21 protein-coding genes are annotated in these 19,675 nt (G+C 72.6%); 13 read left to right on the forward strand and 8 right to left on the reverse strand.

Translation table 11 applies throughout. The annotated features are described in order from the left end of the window. The first annotated feature begins 259 nt into the window (after nucleotides 1-259). The 3 genes from ACFYZQ_RS36220 to ACFYZQ_RS36230 all read left to right on the forward strand — a co-directional run bounded on the left by ACFYZQ_RS36220 (nucleotide 260) and on the right by ACFYZQ_RS36230 (nucleotide 3,325). Complete coding sequence (locus ACFYZQ_RS36220) at nucleotides 260-1,858, forward strand: ABC-F family ATP-binding cassette domain-containing protein (RefSeq protein WP_389157447.1); 1,599 nt, start codon at nucleotides 260-262, stop codon at nucleotides 1,856-1,858. A gap of 335 nt (nucleotides 1,859-2,193) precedes the next feature. Beyond that, nucleotides 2,194-2,415 (forward strand): helix-turn-helix domain-containing protein, encoded by a 222-nt coding sequence (locus ACFYZQ_RS36225; RefSeq protein ID WP_010355597.1) that lies wholly within the window; start codon nucleotides 2,194-2,196, stop codon nucleotides 2,413-2,415. 106 nt (nucleotides 2,416-2,521) lie between these two features. Next, complete coding sequence (locus ACFYZQ_RS36230; protein ID WP_389157450.1) at nucleotides 2,522-3,325, forward strand: enoyl-CoA hydratase/isomerase family protein; 804 nt, start codon at nucleotides 2,522-2,524, stop codon at nucleotides 3,323-3,325. An 11-nt stretch (nucleotides 3,326-3,336) separates the two neighbouring features. Here the strand turns inward: ACFYZQ_RS36230 and ACFYZQ_RS36235 are convergent, their stop codons facing one another. Continuing rightward, nucleotides 3,337-4,056, reverse strand: a complete 720-nt coding sequence (locus ACFYZQ_RS36235; protein WP_389157453.1) for a nucleopolyhedrovirus P10 family protein — start codon at nucleotides 4,054-4,056, stop codon at nucleotides 3,337-3,339. Nucleotides 4,057-4,143: 87 nt separating this feature from the next. Here ACFYZQ_RS36235 and ACFYZQ_RS36240 point away from each other — a divergent pair, with 87 nt between their 5' ends. From ACFYZQ_RS36240 to amaP, 5 genes are read left to right on the forward strand one after another with little or no spacing between them, the layout of a single operon-like run. Next, nucleotides 4,144-4,641, forward strand: a complete 498-nt coding sequence (locus ACFYZQ_RS36240) for an Asp23/Gls24 family envelope stress response protein (protein ID WP_389157456.1) — start codon at nucleotides 4,144-4,146, stop codon at nucleotides 4,639-4,641. 48 nt (nucleotides 4,642-4,689) lie between these two features. After that, nucleotides 4,690-4,884, forward strand: coding sequence for a hypothetical protein (locus ACFYZQ_RS36245; RefSeq protein ID WP_389157459.1), 195 nt, complete (start codon nucleotides 4,690-4,692; stop codon nucleotides 4,882-4,884). 5 nt (nucleotides 4,885-4,889) lie between these two features. Beyond that, entirely contained in the window at nucleotides 4,890-5,264 is a 375-nt protein-coding gene (locus ACFYZQ_RS36250) for an Asp23/Gls24 family envelope stress response protein (RefSeq protein WP_389157462.1), read from the forward strand. Continuing rightward, nucleotides 5,261-5,908, forward strand: coding sequence for a DUF6286 domain-containing protein (locus ACFYZQ_RS36255; protein ID WP_389157465.1), 648 nt, complete (start codon nucleotides 5,261-5,263; stop codon nucleotides 5,906-5,908). Before ACFYZQ_RS36250 ends, ACFYZQ_RS36255 begins: the two co-directional genes overlap by 4 nt. After that, complete coding sequence (amaP, locus tag ACFYZQ_RS36260; protein WP_389157468.1) at nucleotides 5,905-6,492, forward strand: alkaline shock response membrane anchor protein AmaP; 588 nt, start codon at nucleotides 5,905-5,907, stop codon at nucleotides 6,490-6,492. Before ACFYZQ_RS36255 ends, amaP begins: the two co-directional genes overlap by 4 nt. 10 nt (nucleotides 6,493-6,502) lie before the next feature. On the opposite strand, the gene ACFYZQ_RS36265 is transcribed toward amaP, so the two are convergent. From ACFYZQ_RS36265 to ACFYZQ_RS36285, 5 genes are all read right to left on the reverse strand, one after another. Continuing rightward, nucleotides 6,503-7,258, reverse strand: a complete 756-nt coding sequence (locus tag ACFYZQ_RS36265) for an SDR family oxidoreductase (protein ID WP_389157470.1) — start codon at nucleotides 7,256-7,258, stop codon at nucleotides 6,503-6,505. Nucleotides 7,259-7,263: 5 nt separating this feature from the next. Next, nucleotides 7,264-9,048, reverse strand: coding sequence for a glycoside hydrolase family 15 protein (locus tag ACFYZQ_RS36270; protein ID WP_389157473.1), 1,785 nt, complete (start codon nucleotides 9,046-9,048; stop codon nucleotides 7,264-7,266). An 84-nt stretch (nucleotides 9,049-9,132) separates the two neighbouring features. Further along, nucleotides 9,133-9,927: an SURF1 family protein gene (locus tag ACFYZQ_RS36275; RefSeq protein ID WP_389157476.1), complete on the reverse strand. Its 795-nt coding sequence runs from the start codon at nucleotides 9,925-9,927 to the stop codon at nucleotides 9,133-9,135. Nucleotides 9,928-10,007: 80 nt separating this feature from the next. After that, entirely contained in the window at nucleotides 10,008-10,241 is a 234-nt protein-coding gene (locus ACFYZQ_RS36280) for a hypothetical protein (protein ID WP_388804446.1), read from the reverse strand. Nucleotides 10,242-10,401: 160 nt separating this feature from the next. Further along, nucleotides 10,402-11,400, reverse strand: coding sequence for a DEDDh family exonuclease (locus ACFYZQ_RS36285; RefSeq protein WP_389157479.1), 999 nt, complete (start codon nucleotides 11,398-11,400; stop codon nucleotides 10,402-10,404). A gap of 160 nt (nucleotides 11,401-11,560) precedes the next feature. Here ACFYZQ_RS36285 and ACFYZQ_RS36290 point away from each other — a divergent pair, with 160 nt between their 5' ends. From ACFYZQ_RS36290 to ACFYZQ_RS36310, 5 genes are read left to right on the forward strand one after another with little or no spacing between them, the layout of a single operon-like run. Further along, a complete protein-coding gene (locus tag ACFYZQ_RS36290; protein ID WP_389157482.1) occupies nucleotides 11,561-12,367 on the forward strand; it encodes an acetoacetate decarboxylase family protein in 807 nt (268 codons plus the stop codon). Next, nucleotides 12,367-13,260, forward strand: a complete 894-nt coding sequence (locus tag ACFYZQ_RS36295) for an SDR family NAD(P)-dependent oxidoreductase (protein WP_389157485.1) — start codon at nucleotides 12,367-12,369, stop codon at nucleotides 13,258-13,260. The genes ACFYZQ_RS36290 and ACFYZQ_RS36295 overlap by 1 nt, the downstream gene beginning before the upstream one ends. 9 nt (nucleotides 13,261-13,269) lie before the next feature. Beyond that, nucleotides 13,270-14,553 (forward strand): amidohydrolase family protein, encoded by a 1,284-nt coding sequence (locus tag ACFYZQ_RS36300; RefSeq protein WP_389157488.1) that lies wholly within the window; start codon nucleotides 13,270-13,272, stop codon nucleotides 14,551-14,553. After that, complete coding sequence (locus ACFYZQ_RS36305) at nucleotides 14,550-15,824, forward strand: amidohydrolase family protein (RefSeq protein ID WP_389157491.1); 1,275 nt, start codon at nucleotides 14,550-14,552, stop codon at nucleotides 15,822-15,824. Before ACFYZQ_RS36300 ends, ACFYZQ_RS36305 begins: the two co-directional genes overlap by 4 nt. Nucleotides 15,825-15,850: 26 nt before the next feature. Then, on the forward strand, nucleotides 15,851-16,561 hold the full coding sequence (locus ACFYZQ_RS36310) for a VIT family protein (RefSeq protein WP_389157494.1): 711 nt from the start codon (nucleotides 15,851-15,853) through the stop codon (nucleotides 16,559-16,561). Nucleotides 16,562-16,582: 21 nt separating this feature from the next. Here ACFYZQ_RS36310 and ACFYZQ_RS36315 read toward each other — a convergent pair whose 3' ends face one another. Together ACFYZQ_RS36315 and ACFYZQ_RS36320 are read right to left on the reverse strand one after the other, a co-directional pair. Next, on the reverse strand, nucleotides 16,583-17,956 hold the full coding sequence (locus tag ACFYZQ_RS36315; protein WP_389157497.1) for a CoA transferase: 1,374 nt from the start codon (nucleotides 17,954-17,956) through the stop codon (nucleotides 16,583-16,585). A gap of 79 nt (nucleotides 17,957-18,035) precedes the next feature. Then, nucleotides 18,036-19,556 (reverse strand): S8 family serine peptidase, encoded by a 1,521-nt coding sequence (locus ACFYZQ_RS36320; protein WP_389157499.1) that lies wholly within the window; start codon nucleotides 19,554-19,556, stop codon nucleotides 18,036-18,038. Between the last annotated feature and the right edge of the window lie 119 nt (nucleotides 19,557-19,675).

Below are 19,675 nucleotides of genomic sequence, written 5' to 3' on the forward strand. Positions count from 1 at the left end.
GCGCCCCGCTCGACGCCCAGCCTGCGCATGGAGGCCTTGGACCGCGCAGGTCGTGGCGGTGGACGACCACGGCCGGAGCGCCCCGCACCGGAAACCCTCGGGCAACGGCGTCCCGGAGCGGCGGCCCGAACACCCGCACGCAGAAAAAGTGCTTGCCCCGCCCCGTTAGACTTCTCCCATGGCCATTCTCCTCGCGCATTAGACGGCGGGAACGTCCTCAGCCGCCCGCCCGCCACTACCTCCGCTCTGGAGTCTGTCCGTGATCTCCGCCTCCGGTATCGAGCTGCGCGCCGGTGCCCGCATCCTCATCGAGAACGCCACCTTCCGCGTGGCCAAGGGCGACCGCATCGGCCTGGTCGGCCGCAACGGCGCCGGGAAGACCACCCTCACCAAGTGCCTCGCCGGCGAGGGCATCCCGGCCGCAGGCACCATCACCCGCTCAGGTGAGGTCGGTTACCTCCCGCAGGACCCCCGCACCGGCGACCTCGACGTCCTCGCCCGCGACCGCATCCTCTCCGCGCGCGGCCTCGACGTACTGCTGCGCAAGATGCGCGAGAACGAGCAGCGCATCGCCAACGGCCAGGGCGCGACCCGGGAGAAGGCCCTCAAGCAGTACGAGCGCCAGGAGACGGAGTTCCTCACCAAGGGCGGGTACGCCGCCGAGGCGGAGGCCGCCACCATCGCCGCCGCGCTCAACCTGCCCGACCGGGTGCTCGGCCAGCCGCTGCACACCCTCTCCGGCGGTCAGCGCCGTCGTGTCGAGCTCGCCCGGATCCTGTTCTCCGACGCGGACACCCTGCTGCTGGACGAGCCGACCAACCACCTCGACGCCGACTCGATCACCTGGCTGCGGGACTACCTGAAGACCTACCGCGGCGGCTTCATCGTGATCTCCCACGACGTCGACCTGGTCGAGACGGTCGTCAACAAGGTGTTCTACCTGGACGCCAACCGCTCCCAGATCGACATCTACAACATGGGCTGGAAGCTCTACCAGCAGCAGCGCGAGGCCGACGAGAAGCGCCGCAAGCGCGAGCGCGCCAACGCCGAGAAGAAGGCCGCCGCACTGCATTCGCAGGCCGACAAGATGCGCGCCAAGGCCACCAAGACGGTCGCCGCGCAGAACATGGCCCGCCGCGCGGACAAGCTGCTGGCCGGTCTGGACGCCGTCCGGCAGTCCGACAAGGTCGCCAAGCTCCGCTTCCCGGAGCCCGCGCCCTGCGGCAAGACCCCGCTGATGGCGGAGGGCCTGTCGAAGTCGTACGGCTCGCTGGAGATCTTCACCGACGTCGACCTGGCCATCGACAAGGGCTCCAGGGTCGTCATCCTCGGCCTCAACGGCGCGGGCAAGACCACCCTGCTCCGCCTGCTCGGCGGGGTGGAGCAGCCCGACACCGGCGCGGTCGTCCCCGGCCACGGCCTCAAGCTCGGCTACTACGCCCAGGAGCACGAGACCCTGGACCCCGACCGCACGGTGCTGGAGAACATGCGCTCGGCGGCTCCCGACATGGACCTCGTCGAGGTGCGCAAGGTGCTCGGCTCGTTCCTCTTCTCCGGTGACGACGTCGACAAGCCGGCCGGCGTCCTCTCCGGCGGCGAGAAGACCCGCCTGGCCCTCGCGACACTCGTGGTGTCCTCCGCGAACGTGCTGCTCCTTGACGAGCCCACCAACAACCTCGACCCGGCCAGCCGCGAGGAGATCCTCGGCGCGCTGCGCACCTACAAGGGGGCCGTGGTGCTGGTCACCCACGACGAGGGCGCCGTCGAGGCGCTCCAGCCGGAGCGGATCATCCTGCTGCCGGACGGCGTGGAGGACCTGTGGGGCTCCGACTACGCGGATCTCGTCGCCCTGGCTTGATCGAATGAATGATCCACTGCGTATGGATCATTCGGCCGATCCGTGATCCATCATCTGTGTGAGATCTCCTCGTATCGAGGTGTGTCCTACATCGATTTCGCGGCCGATCCCTCAGTCGCCGAGGGGTCGGCCGCTGCGCCTCTCTGACCTGGTACTTCACGAAAGAACCCGTTCGGCCGTACGGACACGCGCGTCCGGAATCGTCGATTCCGGTCGTGGGGATGCGCTCCTGTCGTCAAAACCGTGTCTCACATACCTTGCCGAATGGGTGGCCATCGGGCCCGGGAGGGGTGATCATGAGGAGACCAGAGCGCACTTCCCATGAGGAGGCACGGGTGGCCGAGACTCTGAAGAAGGGCAGCCGGGTGACCGGCGCCGCGCGCGACAAGCTCGCGGCAGACCTGAAGAAGAAGTACGACTCCGGTGCGAGCATCCGGGCGCTGGCCGAGGAGACCGGCCGCTCGTATGGCTTCGTACACCGGATGCTCAGTGAGTCGGGCGTCACGCTCCGTGGGCGTGGCGGAGCGACCAGGGGCAAGAAAGCCGCCACGTCCTGATCCGGGCGGCCCATCGGCTTCGATGGTGGCCACCCGGTCGGTCGGGTGATCGGCCGGGTGGTTACTGTGCAGTCACTTAGCTGACCGCACGCATCGGAGGCGTCTCATGGCTTCGTCCGACAAGGAACTCGTTCCCCTGCTCGACCAGGACGGCGTACGGCTCACCGTCGACGACGCGCTCGCCACGGTGACGCTGACCAACCCGGACAAGCGCAACGTGCAGAGCCCCGCTCTGTGGCGGGCGCTCGCCCAGGCCGGCCGGCTGCTGCCGGGCTCCGTCCGGGTGGTCGTGCTGCGCGGTGAGGGCAAGTCCTTCTCCGCCGGACTCGACCGGCAGATGTTCACGCCCGAGGGGATCGAGGGCGAGCCGACCTTCGTCGATCTCGCGCGCCGTGACGACGCCGAGCTCGACGCGACCATCGCCGGCTACCAGGAGGCGTTCACCTGGTGGCGGCGGAACGACATCGTGTCCGTCGCCGCCGTGCAGGGGCATGCCATTGGCGCCGGCTTCCAACTGGCCCTCGCATGTGACCTGCGCGTCGTCGCGCACGACGTGCAGTTCGCCATGCGCGAGACCAGCCTCGGGATCGTGCCCGACCTCACGGGCACGCACCCGCTGGTGGAACTGGTCGGGTACGCCCGCGCGCTGGAGATCTGTGTGACCGGGCGGTTCGTGCAGGCCGAGGAGGCGGTGAGTTCCGGGCTGGCCAACATCGCGGTGCCGGTCGCGGACCTCGACGACACGGTCCGCGACTTCACGGCCGCGCTGCTGGCCGCGCCCCGTGACGCGGTCGTGGAGACCAAGGCCCTGCTGCGTGGGGCTGCCGGTCGCGGCTACGACGAACAGCGTGCCGCCGAGCGTCAGGCCCAGGCACGACGGCTGCGGGACCTGGCCGGCGTCGGCGAGTGAGCCGTACGCCGTCAGTCCACCGCCGTCACCAGGACGGCCACGGTCGGGTGATCCGGTAGCGCGTCCGCGACGGCGGCACGCACCCGCCGGGCCGTGTCCAGGGCCCGGTGGCCGGCGTCCACCGCCACCTCCACGCGCACATGACGGTGTGCGAGCGCGGCTCCGTCCTGCCGCTCCTCGATGTGCACCGCCCGGCCGAGGCCGCCCAGCGCGCCCGTCAGCCGGGTCACGCCGGGCACGGAGAGGGCGGCCGCCTCGGCACGCTTCTCGTCGGCGTCCGTGGCCCGCCGCGCGGGAGCCGGCACCGCCGCCTCCGCCGTCGGCGCGGGCGGTTCCTCGGCGTCCAGCAGATCGGTCACCCTGAGGTCCACCTCGGTGACCGCGAGCCCGATCCCCTCCGCCGCGGCCCGCGCCAGCACCAGACGCAGACGGGCCGCCGTGTCCGGCAGGGGCACGGCCGCCGTGGCCGCGAAATCGGCGGTCAGCCGGAGCGGTCCCGGCGGCAGTGCGCTCGGCGGCAGGGGTACGGAGCTCTCCTCGGCGCCCTCCGGTCCGGCCGGCCCGAGCCGCAGCGGGCCCGGGTGCACGCCCGTCACCTCCCGCGCCGCGCGTCGTAGCAGTTCCCCGGCCGCCGCCTCCGCGATCCACGCGCCGTCCCGTGCGCCGCCCAGCGGTAGCAGCCGTCCCAGCCCCAGCTGCCGCCGCACCGCGTGCGTCCATGACTCCGTCATTGCTCCAGCCTGCCGTATCCCCGGCGCGCTGTGGCGCAAGCACGCTTACCGTGGTCGAAGGGGGACGACCGAAAGGGACATGCGGCCATGACCGACATGACGGACCAGAACCGGACGGCGGGTCCCACGGGCGGCGACGAGGTGCCCGACACGCCGGGAGCCCGCAGGACACAGACCGCGCGACGCGGAACCGGCGACCCCGCCACCCGGGGTCGGACCACCATCGCCGACGGGGTCGTCGAGAAGATCGCCGCGCTGGCCGCGCGGGACGTGGTCGGCGTGCACGCCCTCGGCAGCGGACTGGCGCGGAGCCTGGGCGCCGTACGGGACCGGGTGCCGGGCGGCACCAAGTCGGTGACCCGGGGAGTGAAGGCTGAGGTCGGCGAGGTGCAGACCGCGCTCGACCTGGAGATCGTCGTGGACTACGGCGTCTCGATCTCCGACGTCGCCCATGCCGTGCGGGAGAACGTGATCACCGCGGTGGAACGGATGGCCGGGCTGGAGGTCGTCGAGGTCAACATCGCGGTGAGCGACGTCAAACTCCCCGAGGAGGAGGAAGAGGAACCCGAGCCCCGGATCCAGTAGGAGCCGACGGTGCGGACAACACACGGCTGACCAGCTAGGGAGCGCAGCATGAGCATGGCCATGGTCGGCATGATCGCAGGGATGGCGTTGGGCTTCGCCGGGTACTTCGGCGGATTCGGAGCCTTCCTGCTGGTGGCGGCCCTGGGTGCCGTCGGGTTCGTCGCCGGCAGGTTCCTGGAGGGCGACCTGCAACCGGGCGACTTCTTCCGCACCCGGGACGACCGGCGCGAGCGGCGGCGGTGACCGCCATGAGCGGCGCGGCCGGCGAGGTGCGCGAGCCGGCGACCGTCGTCGCGCCCGGGGAGCGAGGCGCCCTCCGGATCGCCGACAAGGTGGTCGCGAAGATCGCGGCACAGGCGGCACGCGAGGCGGTCGGCCCGCTGCCCGGACCGGCGGCACCGCCCTACACCGGCGTCGTCGTCCACCGTGACTCCGTCCGCGTCCTCGTCCACCTCGAACTGGGCTACCCGTCCGACGTCCCGGCCCGCTGCCGCGCGGTGCGCCACCAGGTCACCGAGCGGGTGACCGCGCTGGCCGGAATGGCGGTCCGGGAGGTCGCCGTCCGGGTCGAACGGCTGCACCCGGCGCACCCGCGGGGCGCGGCCGGGGGGAGGGCGCGATGAGCGAACCCGGAGGAACCGAGGGCACCACCCGGCGACTGCCGGTGGTCATGGAGAAGGTGCCCCCACCAGTGGAGGCCGCCCCGCCGGTACCGGACGGCGGAAGGAACGGCCGCTTCTGGTCGGCCCGCCGCGTCCCCGCGGGCATCGTCGCGGCACTGCTCCTCGTCGCCGCCGCCGTCTTCCTCTACGACATCGCGGCCGTCCGCGCCCACCTGCCCGCCATGAGCTGGCGTCGCGTCCTGGCCCGGCAGCTCGCCGAACGGCCGCTCGACGACAGGTGGGTGCTGGTCGGCGCGGGCGTCGCGGCGGCCCTCGGCCTCTGGCTGCTCGTGCTCGCGGTCACGCCCGGTCTGCGGGACGTGCTGCCGATGCGCCGCCCGCACCCCGACGTACGCGCCGGACTGCAGCGCGCGGCGGCCGCCATGGTCCTGCGGGACCGGGCCGTGCAGATCTCGGGCGTGCAGTCGGTGAGGGTCCGGATGGGCCGCAGGAAGGCCGACGTCCGCGCGGTCTCGCACTTCCGCGACCTCGACGAGGTACGCACCGACCTCGACACGGCCCTCACCACGGCCGTCGAGGGCCTGGGCCTGACCCGGCCGCCCAAGCTGTCGCTGCGCGTCCGCCGACCTGGACGGAAGGGGTGAGCGCGGTGCTCAGGGCCGTCAATCGGACGCTGACCGGGCTGGTGGGGCTGGTGCTGCTCGCTCTCGGCGGCTCGGTACTGGCCGTGGGACTCGGTGTCCGGCCGCCCTCCTGGTGGATCCACCAGAGCCCGCACGACGTCCTGCTCAGCGACGCCGAACGGACGCGTTGGCGGGACGCCGGCTGGTGGTGGCCGGCCGTCCTCGCCGCGCTCGCCCTCCTGGCCCTGCTCGCCCTGTGGTGGCTGACCGCGGTACTGCGCCGCCGTAGGCTCGCCGACGTGCTCGTCGACACCGGCGACGGGGGGACGGCGCTGCTGCGGGGCCGTGCCCTGGAGGGCGCCCTGACCGCCGACACGGTCCACCAGAAGGGCGTCGCCGACACCCGTCTCCTGCTGACCGGCCGCCGCACCGCTCCGCGGGCGCGGGTGCGGCTGCGACTGGAGCCGGACGTGGACCCCGGAACCGTCCTCCACGACCTGACGACGCAGACGCTGGCCCACGCGCGCCGGTCGGCGGGGCTTGCGGAACTCCCGGCAGAGGTGAGGCTACGGTCGGTCAAGCACAGGGCGCAGAGGGTGAGTTGACAACGCGCCTTCAGAACCCGTGGCGCATACCCCCGTCCACGGGCAGCATGACGCCCGTCAGATAGGAAGCGGCCGGAGACAACAGAAACGCCGCGACCCGCCCGAACTCCGCGGGAGTCCCGTACCGCCGCAGCGGAATCCGGGACTCGTTCGCGGCCCGGGTGGCCTCGGGGTCGGCGGACAACCCGTCCAGCTCGCGCACGCGGTCGGTGTCGATGCGCGACGGCAGCAGCCCCACCACCCGGATGCCCCGCGGCCCGAGCTCGTCCGCGATCGACTTGGCGAACCCGGCGAGCCCCGGCCGCAGCCCGTTCGAGACGGTCAGTCCCGGAATCGGTTCGTGCACCGACCCGGACAGCACGAACCCTATGACCCCGCCCGGCTCCAGCTCCGCCGCCGCCGCGCGGGCGATCCGTACCGCACCGAGGAACACCGACTCGAACGCGTCCCGCCACTGCTCGTCCGTGTTGTCCGCGACGAACCCCGGAGGCGGCCCGCCGACGCTGATCAGCACACCGTGGAAGCCGCCGAAGCGCTCGCGGGCGGCCGCGATCAGCCGCTCGGCGCTCTGCGGGTCGGCGTTGTCGACGGCGACCCCGGCCGCGTTCGCGCCCAGCTCGGCCGCCGCGTCGGCGACCCGCTTCTCGTCCCGCCCCGTGATGACCACCTTCGCCCCGTCGGCGACGAGCTCACGCGCGGCGGCGTTGCCCAGGCCGCGGGTGGCCCCGGTGACGACGTACACCCGGTCCTTCAGTCCAAGATCCATGGCCTCTATCCTGCCTCCTCGGTCCCGAACAGGGCGAGGGCGGTGTTCACCAGGCCGATGTGGCTGAACGCCTGCGGGAAGTTCCCGAGCTGGCAGCGGGCCACCGGGTCGTACTCCTCCGACAGCAGCCCCACGTCGTTGGCGACGCCCACCAGCCGTTCGAACAGCTCCCGGGCCTCCTTCGTCCGGCCCGTCATGTGCAGGGCGTCCGCGAGCCAGAACGAGCACGCGAGGAAGACGCCCTCCCCGCCGGGCATCCCGTCGACGGACGCGTCGTCGGTGTCGTAACGGCGGACGAAACCGCCGTGCCCGAGCTCGGCGCGGACGGCGTCGACCGTGCCGACCACCCGCGGATCGTCGGCCGGCAGGAAGCCGACGCGCGGGATGAGCAGCACGGCCGCGTCGAGCTCGCGCGAGCCGTAGGACTGTGTGAAGGTCCGGCGCTCGGGGTCGTAGCCCTTCTCGCACACCTCCCGGTGCACCTCGTCGCGCAACGCGCGCCAGCCGTCCACGTCGCCGTGCAGCTCGGGATGCTCCTCCAGCGTCCGCACGGCACGGTCGGCGGCCACCCACACCATCACCTTCGAGTGCACGAACTGCCGCGGCCCGCCCCGCACCTCCCACAGGCCCTCGTCCGGCTGCCGCCAGACCGAGCGCAGGAACTCCAGCAGCACGGCCTGCAGCGACCAGATGTGCGGCCCCGGCGGCAGACCCGCGCGCCGGGCCAGCGACAGGGAATCCATGACCTCGCCGTACACGTCGAGCTGCAGCTGCCGGACGGCGTCGTTGCCGATCCGTACGGGCGCCGAGCCGGCGAATCCGGGGAGCCAGGAAAGCTCGAACTCGGGCAGCCGGCGCTCGCCCGCGAGGCCGTACATGATCTGCAGGTCCGCCGGGTCGCCCGCGACCGCGCGCACCAGCCAGTCACGCCAGGCCTCCGCCTCCTTGTGGTAGCCCGCCGCGAGCAGGGCGCCGAGGGTGAGAGTGGAGTCGCGCAGCCAGCAGTAGCGGTAGTCCCAGTTGCGTACGCCGCCCGGTTCCTCGGGGAGCGAGGTGGTGGCCGCGGCGACGATGCCGCCGGTCGGCGTGTAGGTCAGGGCCTTCAGGGTGATGAGCGAGCGCATGACCGCGTCCCGGTAAGGCCCCTGGTAGCGGCAGCGGGACGCCCAGCGCCGCCACTCGCGCACGCTGGCCCGCAGGGCGTCGTACGGGTCGACGAGCGGGGGGCGCGGCTGGTGCGACGGGTGCCAGGTGAGCACGAACGCGACCCGTTCGCCCTCGCCGAGGGTGAACTGCGCGTGCGTGCCGAAGTCCTCCCCCCAGGTGCGCACCGCCGGTTCGCTGCGCAGCCACACCGAGTCGGGCCCCGCGACGGCGACCCGGTGATCGCCGGACCGGCGCACCCACGGCACGATCGATCCGTAGTCGAAGCGGAGACGGAGCGTGCTGCGGACGGTGACCCGGCCGGAGAGGCCTTCGACGATGCGTACGACGTCGGGTGCGCGGTCGCGCTGCGGCATCAGGTCCGTGATCCGGACCGATCCGTCCGGGGTGTCCCACTCGGTGTCGAGGACCAGCGTGTCGCGGCGGTAGGCGCGGCGGGTGCAGGGCCCGGCGCCCAAGGGGGCGATCCTCCAGTGGCCGTGCTCCTCGTCGCCCAGCAGCCGGGCGAAGCAGGCGGCGGAGTCGAAGCGCGGCAGACACAGCCAGTCGACGGAACCGTCCCTGCCGACGAGGGCCGCGGTCTGCTCGTCACCGATGAGGGCGTAATCCTCGATGCGCGGATGCACGGCTTTCCGGATTCCCGGCCCGCCACCGCGGCAATCAGCCCGCTGGGCCGGGAAGGTGACCGTTCGAACGTGATCTTCTCGGGCTCACACCGCGGCGGGCGTCGGCTCCTCGCTCTGCTGCCCGGCCTTCTCCGCCCGGGACCGGGCCTCGCGGCGCACCAGGACGAACCAGCCGTACGGGACGCCCGCGGCGAACAGCCACCACTGGATCATGTACGCGTAGTTCAGCGGCGCGTCTTCCTTGCCGGGGTCGGAGAGCTGCTCGGGGCTGCCGCCCTTGGGCTCCGGCGCCGTCTGCTGGATGTAGCCGCCGAGCACCTGGGCGCCCAGCCGCCTCGCCTGCTCCCTGCTGTTGATCAGCATGATCTGCCGGTCCGGCAGGCCCTTGATCTCCTTGATGCCGCTGGCCGCCGTCGTCTCGTCGGGCATCAGCCGCCCGGTGACCGTGGTCCGGCCGCCGGGCGGGGCGGGGATCTTCGGGAAGGCGGTCTGCGCCCCGTCCGCCGGGATCCAGCCGCGGTTGACCAGCAGCACCCTGCCGTCCGTCAGCACGAACGGGGTGAGCACATGGAACCCGACCTCGTCGTCGGCGTTGACCCGGCGCCGGACGACCTCTTCCCGCGCGGTGTCGAACGTGCCCGTCGCCGTGACCGTGCGGTACCGGTCGGTCCGGGTGACGGCGTGCCCGGGGGACGTCAGCCGCTCCACGGGGACCGGCTTGGCCGCCAGCGCCTCGGTGACCAGCTGGTTACGGGCGCTGCGTTCCTCGTACCGATGCTTCTGCCAGAAGCCCAGCCGGATCATCGTGGGGATCAGCAGCAGGGCCACCAGGGTGAGGATCACCCACTGGCGGGTCAGCAGGAAGCGGTACTGATGCACCCCACGACGGTACAACTCGGTCGCGGGGTGCGAGCGGGCGGGTACCGGTCACACCCTGTGCCGGGTCACCTCGTACCGGGTCAGACCTTGTCGACGATGCCCACCCTCCCCTCGGAGCGTGCGCAGTGGGCGCCGCAGTACCAGTGGCCCTCGACCTCGACGCCCTGGCCGATGATCTGCACCCGGCAGTGCTCGCAGATGGGGGCCATGCGGTGGATCGCGCAGGAGAAGCAGTCGAAGACGTGCACCGCGCCCTGGGCGTGCACCTCGAAGGACATACCGTAGTCATTGCCGCACACTTCGCATCTCGCCATGCGCCACAGGGTGAGCCGTGGGCGCCGCCCCGCGCGAGCGGACGCCGGGCGAGTCGTACGACAATCACCCGTCCGTACGGTCACCCGTCCGTACGGTCACCCGTCCGTACGGTCACCCGTCCGTACGGTCACCCGTCCGTACGGTCACCCGTCCGTACGATCAGTCCTCCGACGCGGGCTCCACGTCCGCGAGGAGCTGCCCGAAGGCCGCCTCGTCCACCACCGGCGTTCCGTACTGCCGCGCCTTGACCACCTTGGAGGTGCCCGAGTCCGGATCGTTGGTCACCAGCAGACTGGTCAGCCGGGACAGGCTGGTCGCGACGTGCAGCCCCGCCTCCGTCGCCCGGTCCTCCAACAGCTCGCGCTCGACCGAGGTGTCCCCGGAGAAGGCGACCCGCATGCCCTGCTTGAGGCGTTTGCCCGCCTCGTACCGGCCCGGATTGGGATAGGGGCACGCGGGCCGCTTGCGCGAGGGGCGCCAACTGCCGGGCCGGTATCCGCCGTAGCCCCCGCCGTCCGCCTGCCGGCCGATCCGCGGCGCGGGCCGGTCCTGCCACTCGGTCAGCGGTCGGCACTCCAGCAGCGGCAGCCGTACGCCACCCTCGGCCGCTGCCCGCAGACTGGGCCGGAACGCCTCCGCGAGCACCCGCGCGTCGTCCAGGGCGTGGTGCGCGCGCCGCTGCTCGACGCCGAAGTGGGCCGCCAGCGACTCCAGCTTGTGGTTGGGCAGCGGCAGCCCCAGCTCCTTCGAGAGCGCGATCGTGCACAGCCGCTGCCGCACCGGGGCCTCGCGCTCCGCGCGCGCGTACTCCCGGGCGATCATCTGCCAGTCGAAGACGGCGTTGTGCGCGACCAGCACCCGGCCCTCGAGCCGGGCGGCGAACTCCTCGGCGATGTCCGTGAACAGCGGTGCGCCCTCGAGCACCTCGCTCGTCAGGCCGTGGATCCACACCGGCCCCGGATCCCGCTCCGGGTTGACCAGCGTGTACCAGTGGTCTTCGACCTCGCCGCGGGCGTCCAGCCGGTAGACGGCCGCGGAGACTATCCGGTCGTCCCTGGCCAGGCCGGTGGTCTCCACGTCAACGACCGCGTATCCCTGGGGATACGCGGTCGGCCACCGGGTGGCGGAGGACGCTGCGGTCGTGACGTCTTCGAGCATGGTCACTGAGGATACGGGCCATGACTGACAGTCCCCGCCCGGAGGTTGGCGTGCGGCACCGTCAAGCCCCGCTCGTGCGCGGCTATGGACCTTTTCACCGGCCGGTGCCACCGTGCTGCCGCCCGGCGGTTGACGGCCCATGGAAGGGCGGGTACGGCGTATGGCACGCGTACGGTACGGCGCACGGACCGAGGCGGAGGTCACGGCCACGCGCACCGCGAGCGCGAAGCTCCCCGACATCTGGTCCACCGGCGTGGTGGCCCTCTGGGAGACCGATCCGGACGCGGTGGCGGCGGTGCTGCCACCCCCGCTCAAACCGACCGGACGCCCGCTCGTCCGAGTGAACATCAGCGAGGTCGACCTCCCCGGATACCCGCTCGGCGCGGGCTCGTTCGCGGTCGCCGCCGCCCATGACGGCACCGAGGGCTGGTATCCGCTGGTGATGCCGATGACCCACGAGCGCGCCCTCACCGGCGGCCGCGAGGTCTTCGGAGAGCCAAAGAAACTCGGCGAGGTGAGCGTCGAACGGGACGGGCCGGTGGTGCGCGCGTCGATGGCCCGGCACGGCATCGCCTTCGTCGAGGTGCGCGGCGCGGTCAGCGGCGACCTGCCCCTGCCCGAACCGGCACGCAAGACCGACTTCTACTTCAAGTTCCTGCCCGCGGTGGACGGTTCCGGCTTCGACGGCGACCCGCTGCTGGTGCACTGCGTGCGCCAGGAGAAGGTGCGCAGGCTCCAGGCCGTCACCGGGGACGTCGTCCTGCGCGAGTCCATGTACGACCCCGTCGCCGACCTGCCGGTCCTGCGCCTGGTCGAGATCACCCTCGGCGAGAAGACCAGCGACCAGCGCGGCCGGGTCGTCGAACGGGTCGACCCGCAGGCCCTGTTGCCGTACGTCCACCAGCGCTACGACGATCCGCGTCAGGTCCTGGACGCACCGCCGGAGACCTCGCAGGGGAGTCTCTGATGGACCTGAGGGAGGGACAGGTCGCGGTCGTCACCGGTGCGGCGAGCGGCATCGGCCTCGCCATGGCACGGCGGTTCGCGGCGGAGGGCCTCAAGGTGGTCCTGGCCGACGTCGAGGAGGCCGCCCTGGACAAGGCCGCCGACGACCTGCGCGCGGACGGCGCCGACGTGCACGCGCGCGTGGTCGACGTCGGCGTCCGCGAACAGGTGCTGGACCTCGCCGAATCGGCGTACGAGACGTACGGCGCCGTGCACGTCCTGTGCAACAACGCCGGGGTCGGCTCGGGCGCCGAGGGCCGCATGTGGGAGCACGACCCGAACGACTGGCAGTGGGCGTTCGCGGTCAACGTGTGGGGCGTCTTCCACGGCGTCCAGGCCTTCGTGCCCCGGATGCTCGCCTCCGGGGAGCCCGGACACGTCGTCAACACCTCCTCCGGCGACGGCGGCATCGCCCCGCTGCCCACCGCCTCGGTGTACGCCGTCACCAAGGCGGCCGTCGTCACGATGACCGAATCCCTGTACGCCCACCTGAAGGCGGAGCACGCGCGCGTGGGCGCCTCGGTGCTCTTCCCCGGCCCGCACATGCTGCGCACCGGCCTGTGGGAGTCGCACCGCAACCGACCCGCCCGCTACGCCAAGCAGCGGCCCCGCAGGACCCCGTACCGCAGCCTCGACCAGTGGGAGGCGGCGATGCGCGCGGCCGGCAAGGAGGTCAGCTTCACGCCCGTCGAGGAGGTCGCCGACCTCGTCGTGGACGGCGTCCGCGCCGACCGGTTCTGGCTGCTGCCGCCGAGCGAGCACAGCGACGCGCAGATCCGCGCGCGGGCGCGGTCGATGCTGGACCGCGCGAACCCGTCGTACCTCGAGAGCTTCATCCTCGACAAGCTGGACTAGGAGGCCGATGTGACCGGCCAGGACCCGTACCTGATCGTCTCCTCCGACTGCCACGCCGGGCTGCCCACCGAGGAGTACCGGCCCTACCTGGAGGCCCGCTTCCACCGCGACTTCGACGAGTTCCTCGCCGGCCGCGAACGGCGCCGCGAGGAGATGACCCGGCTCGGCATCCGCAACGAGGCGTTCGCGGACAAGTGGTTCCAGGACAACGAGGAGGGCCTGCGCGGCGGCTGGGACACCGCACAGCGCCTGAAGGAGCTCGACGGCGACGGGGTGGCCGCCGAGGTGGTCTTCCCGGACGCCGACGCCGTGGACAGCCGCACCGCCGCCCCCTTCGGCGTGGGCCTCGGCCTCTCCGGCGACCAGGACCCCGAGCTGGGCATGGCGGGCGCCCGGGCGCACAACCGCTGGCTGGCCGACTTCGTCTCCGAACACCCCGAACGCCACTGCGGAGTGGCCCTGCTGCCCGTCACGGCCCCGGCCGAGCAGGTGGTCGCCGAGATCCACCGCGCGAGGGAGTCCGGGCTCGGCGCCCTGATGATCCCGTCCATGTGGGTCGACAAGGAGCCCTACCACGACCGCCGTTACGACCCGGTGTGGGCGGCGGCGGCCGAGTGCGCGATGCCCGTGCTGACGCACTCGGGAGCGTCCCCGCGCCACGAGTACGGCGACCACCTCGGGATCTTCGTCTCCGAGGTCACCTGGTGGCCCGCCCGCCCCCTGTGGTTCCTGCTCTGGTCGGGCGTCTTCGAACGCCACCCCGGCCTGCGCTTCGGCGTCGCCGAGTCGGGCTGCTGGTGGCTGCCGAACCTGCTGTGGTTCATGGACCGCCTCTACCTCGGCGCGCACGGTGGCAAGAAACTCTCCCCCTTCCAGGGGCTGAAGCACCCGCCGCACGAGTACCTCGACCGGCAGGTGTTCGTCTGCGCCACCAACACCAAGCGCCGTGAACTGGCCCAGCGTTACGAGATCGGCGTGGACAACATCCTGTGGGGCAGCGACTTCCCGCACCCCGAGGGCACCTGGCCCGACACGCGCGCGTGGCTGCGCCGCACCTTCCACGACATTCCGGTGAGCGAGACCCGCCGCATGCTCGGCCTCGCGGCGGCCGAGGCCTTCGGCTTCGACGTGACGAAGCTGGCCCCGCTCGCCCGGCGCATCGGCCCCACCCCCGCCGACCTCGGCCAGCCGGACGACCAGACGGCCGTCGAGGCGTCCTGGGCCCGCTCACGCGAGGTGGGCCGCCACTGGCTGACCGGCCACGACTTCCCGGCCCTGGGGGTGACCCCGTGAGCTCCCCGGGCGAGGGCCGTGGCGCGGACGCCGGCGAGGGCCGTGGCGAGGACCGCTACACCGTCATCTCCGCCGACTGCCACGCGGGCGCCGACCTCCTCGACTACCGGCCGTACCTGGAACGGCGCTACCACGAGGACTTCGACGCCTGGGCGTCGACGTACGTCAACCCCTACGAGGACCTGCTCGCCGACTCCGCCGACCGGAACTGGGACTCCGAGCTCCGCCTGGCCGAACTGGAGGCGGACGGGATCGTCGCGGAGGTCGTCTTCCCGAACACCATCCCGCCGTTCTTCCCCTCAGGCTCCCTGAGCGCGCCCACGCCGACCGCGGAGGAGTTCGACCGCCGGTGGGCGGGCCTGCGCGCCCACAACCGCTGGCTGGCGGAATTCTGCGCGGCCGCACCGGGCCGCCGCGCCGGCGTCTGCCAGATCCTGCTGGGCGACGTCGAGGAGGCCGTGCGGGAGATCCGGTGGGCGGCCGGCGCGGGCCTGAAGGGCGGGATACTCCTGCCGGGCACACCGCCGGGCTCGGGGCTGCCCGAGCTGTACTCGCGGACGTACGACCCGATCTGGGCCGTCTGCGCCGAACTCGGCGTGCCCGTCAACCACCACGCGGGTTCGGCGTCCCCGCCGCTCGGCGACGAACCGGCCGCCCGGGCCGTCTTCATGGTCGAGACGACCTGGTTCTCCCACCGCGCGCTGTGGCACCTCGTCTTCGGCGGCGCCTTCCGACGGCACCCGGATCTGCGGCTGGTCCTGACCGAGCAGGGCTCGGGATGGATCCCCGGGGTCCTCGACATGCTGGACTACTACCACGGCCGCCTGGTCGCGGCCGGGACGAAGGCGGCCACGGCGGAGGCCAAGTTCGGCGCGGGCCTGGTCTCCGCGATGGGCGCCGCACCCTCACAGGTCTGGCGCGACAACTGCTACGTGGGCGCCAGCTTCATGCGCCCGCACGAGGTCCCGCTGCGCGACCGCATCGGCCTCGACAAGATCATGTGGGGCAGCGACTACCCCCACGACGAGGGCACCCACCCCTACACCCGCGAGGCCCTGCGCCTCGCCTACGCGGGCGTCCCCCAGGGCGAGCTCGCGGCCATGCTCGGCGGCAACGCCGCCCGCGTCTACGGCTTCGACCTCGGCCTCCTCGACCCGATCGCGGCCAAGGCCGGCCCGACGGTGGCGGAGATCGCCGAGCCGCTCCCCGAACCCCCCGCCGACGCGACCAGCCCGGTCTTCGCACGCGGGGCGTCGGTACGGGTTTGGTGACGACCCTGAGTGAGATCCTCGCCTGTGTGACCGAACCAACCCATGACGAGGCCCACGGCGGCGCACTGGGCTCCCGCCTTAACTGGCTGCGGGCCGCCGTCCTCGGGGCGAACGACGGCATCGTGTCCACCGCCGGACTGGTCGTCGGCGTGGCCGGCGCCACGGACTCCCGCGCCGCCCTGCTCACCGCGGGCCTGGCCGGGCTGCTCGCCGGGTCGATGTCGATGGCGGCGGGGGAGTACGTGTCGGTGTCGACCCAGCGCGACTCGGAGAGGGCCGCCCTGGCGGTCGAGAGACGGGAGCTGAGGGAGCAGCCGGAGGCCGAACTGGAGGAGCTGGCCGAGCTCCTGCGAGAGCGCGGACTGTCCCATGAGGTGGCGCGGGAAGCGGCGGAGCAGCTCACCGCGCGGGACGCGCTGAGGGCCCATGCGCGCGTGGAGCTCGGCATCGACCCGGACGAGCTGACCAACCCCTGGCACGCGGCCTGGGCGAGTTTCCTGGCCTTCACCGTCGGCGCTCTGCTGCCGCTGCTGGCGATCGTCCTCCCGCCGCCCGGCTGGCGGTTGCCGGTGACCGTGGTGTCCGTCCTGGCCGCCCTCGTCCTGACCGGCTACACCAGCGCCCGCCTCGGCGCGGCGTCCCCCGGCCGGGCGGTCCTGCGCAACGTGGCGGGCGGTGCGCTGGCGATGGGCGTGACCTACGCGGCGGGGGCACTGCTGGGCGCGGCGGGGGCGTAGGGAGGGCCGCCGGCCCGCCGCTCAGGTCCAGCGGGCCGGGTCCGTCCCCCAGGGCACCGGAGGCCGCGCCCAGTCGGCCGGGCCGCCGGCGAAGGAGACGGCCGGGCGTGCGTACCGCAGCCGCCCGAGCCGGCTGTCCGTCTCGGTGAGCCAGGCGTCCGGCCCGTCGTACGGAAGGTCGGCGCCGGAGCCCCGCTCGAGCCCGTCCGTCAGCCAGCGGGCGGTCCGGGCGAGCGCCAGCCGGACGAAACGGCCGCCGCCGTCGTACGACTGCTCGGTCAGCGCCCGCAGCACGGCCCCGGCCAGCAGATAGCCGGTGCCGTGGTCCAGCGCCTGCGCGGGCAGTGCGCCGGGCCGGTCGGCCGAGCCCTCGACGGCGGCGATGCCGGTGGCGACCTGCACCAGGCTGTCGAAGCCGCGCCGCCCGTCCCACGGCCCGTACGCGCCCCAGGCCGACACCTGCGCCACGATCAGCCCGGGCCGCCGCTCGGCCAGCGCCTGAGGAGAGAGACCGAACCGGTCCAGGGCGCCCGGCCGGTATCCGGTGACCACCACGTCCGCCTTGGCCAGCGACTCCTCGAAGACCCTGCCGTCCGTGGCGAGGTCCAGCGTCGCCGACCGCTTCCCGAAGCCCGTGTCGGCGTGCTGGTCGGACAGCTCCGGAAGGTGCGGCGGATCCAGGCGCAGCACGTCCGCGCCCAGCAGGGCGAGCGTGCGGGTGGCGACCGGGCCCGCGAGGACCCGGGTCAGGTCCAGGACGCGCAGTCCGGCGGCGGGCAGCAGGGGAGTGGCGTTTCCCAGCGGCGGCAGTACACGCGCGCGTGCCGAGTCCAGCCGCCCGCGCTCGACCAGCGGCCGTGCGGCCACGGCGGCGGCCTGTTCGTGCGCGGCCCACTCCTCGGGCGTACGGAGCGCGACCGCCAGGCCCCCCGCGCGGTACACCGTCTCCTCGGTCTCCCGCGCGGCGCTCCCGGCCAGCCGCTCGGCGACGGTCTCCACGGACGCGTCCTCCGGCAGTCCCAGCGCACCCAGCAGCCGTGTCCGGTGATGCGGGTAGTTGGCGTGCGTGCGCACCCATCCGTCGGCCGTGCGCCAGAACCGCGACAGCGGTGCGAAGACGACCGGCGCCCGGCCGTCGGCGAGCAGATGCCGCTCACTGTGGAACGCCGTCGCGACCGCCCCGTCGTCCACCCGGACCTCCGGCACCTCGCCGAGCCCGGCCCGCCGGGCACCCAGCTCGGCGGCGGCCAGCGCGCAGGCGCCCACACAGGAGTGGGCCAGCTCCCGGACGGGAAGGCGCGCCGGGAGCGCGCCTTCCCGCACGACAGTGGTGATCCGCGGGAGAAGGGCGGGGTCGCCGCCCAGGGCGGACCATGCGAACCTGATTCCTGTCATGACTGCACTATGCAGTATTGACTCAATCAACACATGAGCCCACCACTACGCCCGTCCGCTTGGTCACCTACTTGGTCACCTACTTGGTCACCGCGGCGAGTGCGTCCGCCGTGCCCCAGCCGTAGAAGCCGTTGCGATTCTTCGACCCCTCGCAGACCGCGTCGACCTTGCCGTCCCCATTGATGTCGTACGGGTCGGTGCACGGTGTGGCGTCGGCCTCGGCGTACAGCAGGGCCTTCACCAGGGCGGCGGAGGCGTGCGGGTGCGTTGACTTGATCAATGCGGCGACACCGGCGACGTGCGGGGTCGCCATCGACGTGCCCGCCATGTAGCCCCACTTGCCGCCGGGCAGCGGGCCCAGGATCTGGCCGCTGGTCGCCGGGGGCTCCGGCTTCTGGTACGTCGTCGAGTCGCCGCCGGGCGCGGATATGTCGATCACGCCCAGGCCGTAGTTGGAGAAGGACGACTTGATGCCCTTGGCGCCGGTCGCCGCCACCGTCACGACCCCCGGGAGCTGGGTGGGGATGTCATAGCACTCGTGCGGGTCGATCACCCGGTCCGAGGCGGTGGAGTCGTTCGGCGAGACCGGGTCGGTGATCGAGTCGGACGCCAGGTCGTAGTTCTCGTTGCCCGCCGCCGCGACGTTGACCGCGCCCTTGCGCTCCGCGTACCGGGAGGCCCGGGTGACCGCGTCGACCAGGGCCTTCTGGTCCGGGTCGGTGGTGCAGTTGAAGTACCACGGGTCGGTGTAATAGCTGTTGTTGGTCACGTCGACGTGGTGCTCGGCCGCCCAGACGAACCCGCAGACCACGGCCTCCGTGTAGAAGAAGCCGTCCGGGTTGCCCACCTTGATGCCCGCCACCCTGACGCCCGGCGCCACGCCCGTGATGCCGACGCCGTTCTTCGCGCCCGCGATCTCACCGGCCACGTGCGTGCCGTGCGGACTCTCGCTCGCACTGGGCCGCCAGGCGCCGTCGGTGGTGTCCGGCTTGCCCGACACGCAGTTGGCGGAGGCGGCGCGGTCGAAGTTGGGCGCGATGTCCGGGTGGGTGTCGTCGACGCCGGTGTCGATGACGGCGACGGTGACCTTCCGGCTGCCGAGCGTCTTCTCGTGCGCCTTGTCCGCCTTGATGGCGGGCAGGTCCCACTGCAGGGGTTCCAACGGGTCCTGTCCGTCGGCAGCCTGGGCGCCTGCGACCTGCTCGGCACTGAGCACCTTGGGCGTGCCGACGTCCGTGGTCGACTGGGCGGGCAGCGGAGCGGTCCGGGTGGCGCCGGCCGAGTCGACGCCGTGCACCTTGCGGATGGTCTTGGCGAAGTCGGGGTTCGACGAGTGGACGACGATCACGCCGATCTTGTCGTACGCCACCACAACGCTGCCGCCGGCCGCGATGATCGCCTTCTGCACCTCCGCGATGGCGTGGTGGCTGGTCCTCGTGTTGACGACGTACGAGAGGCTCGGGCCGTCGGCGGCGGGCGTCGCCTCAGCCGTCAGCGGGGCCGCCGAGACCGGCGACGGGAGGAAGCCGAGCGACGCGGTCAGCGACAGCACGACGGGTACGGCGAGCGCGAGCCGACGTCGGGTGCGCAGATGAGGCATGGGTTCTCCACATCATCCGAAAGTCATCCGGAAACGAAACCGGCCCGAGACACGGGTGATGCTCGGGCAGGTACATGACGAGTGGTGCAGGGGTGAAGCTATCTCCCCGGCTCGCAGGC

The organism is Streptomyces sp. NPDC001843, assembly GCF_042891955.1.
Classification (GTDB): domain Bacteria; phylum Actinomycetota; class Actinomycetes; order Streptomycetales; family Streptomycetaceae; genus Streptomyces.

Bases quoted from the DNA above. Each gene is read 5' to 3' on its own strand.
- ACFYZQ_RS36280 (WP_388804446.1), bottom strand. From the start codon at position 10,241: ATGGCGAGATGCGAAGTGTGCGGCAATGACTACGGTATGTCCTTCGAG.
- ACFYZQ_RS36285 (WP_389157479.1), bottom strand. From the start codon at position 11,400: ATGCTCGAAGACGTCACGACCGCAGCGTCCTCCGCCACCCGGTGGCCG.
- ACFYZQ_RS36230 (WP_389157450.1), top strand. From the start codon at position 2,522: ATGGCTTCGTCCGACAAGGAACTCGTTCCCCTGCTCGACCAGGACGGC.
- ACFYZQ_RS36290 (WP_389157482.1), top strand. From the start codon at position 11,561: ATGGCACGCGTACGGTACGGCGCACGGACCGAGGCGGAGGTCACGGCC.
- ACFYZQ_RS36235 (WP_389157453.1), bottom strand. From the start codon at position 4,056: ATGACGGAGTCATGGACGCACGCGGTGCGGCGGCAGCTGGGGCTGGGA.
- ACFYZQ_RS36315 (WP_389157497.1), bottom strand. From the start codon at position 17,956: ATGACAGGAATCAGGTTCGCATGGTCCGCCCTGGGCGGCGACCCCGCC.
- ACFYZQ_RS36240 (WP_389157456.1), top strand. From the start codon at position 4,144: ATGACCGACATGACGGACCAGAACCGGACGGCGGGTCCCACGGGCGGC.
- ACFYZQ_RS36245 (WP_389157459.1), top strand. From the start codon at position 4,690: ATGAGCATGGCCATGGTCGGCATGATCGCAGGGATGGCGTTGGGCTTC.
- ACFYZQ_RS36255 (WP_389157465.1), top strand. From the start codon at position 5,261: ATGAGCGAACCCGGAGGAACCGAGGGCACCACCCGGCGACTGCCGGTG.
- ACFYZQ_RS36265 (WP_389157470.1), bottom strand. From the start codon at position 7,258: ATGGATCTTGGACTGAAGGACCGGGTGTACGTCGTCACCGGGGCCACC.
- ACFYZQ_RS36295 (WP_389157485.1), top strand. From the start codon at position 12,367: ATGGACCTGAGGGAGGGACAGGTCGCGGTCGTCACCGGTGCGGCGAGC.
- ACFYZQ_RS36250 (WP_389157462.1), top strand. From the start codon at position 4,890: ATGAGCGGCGCGGCCGGCGAGGTGCGCGAGCCGGCGACCGTCGTCGCG.
- ACFYZQ_RS36320 (WP_389157499.1), bottom strand. From the start codon at position 19,556: ATGCCTCATCTGCGCACCCGACGTCGGCTCGCGCTCGCCGTACCCGTC.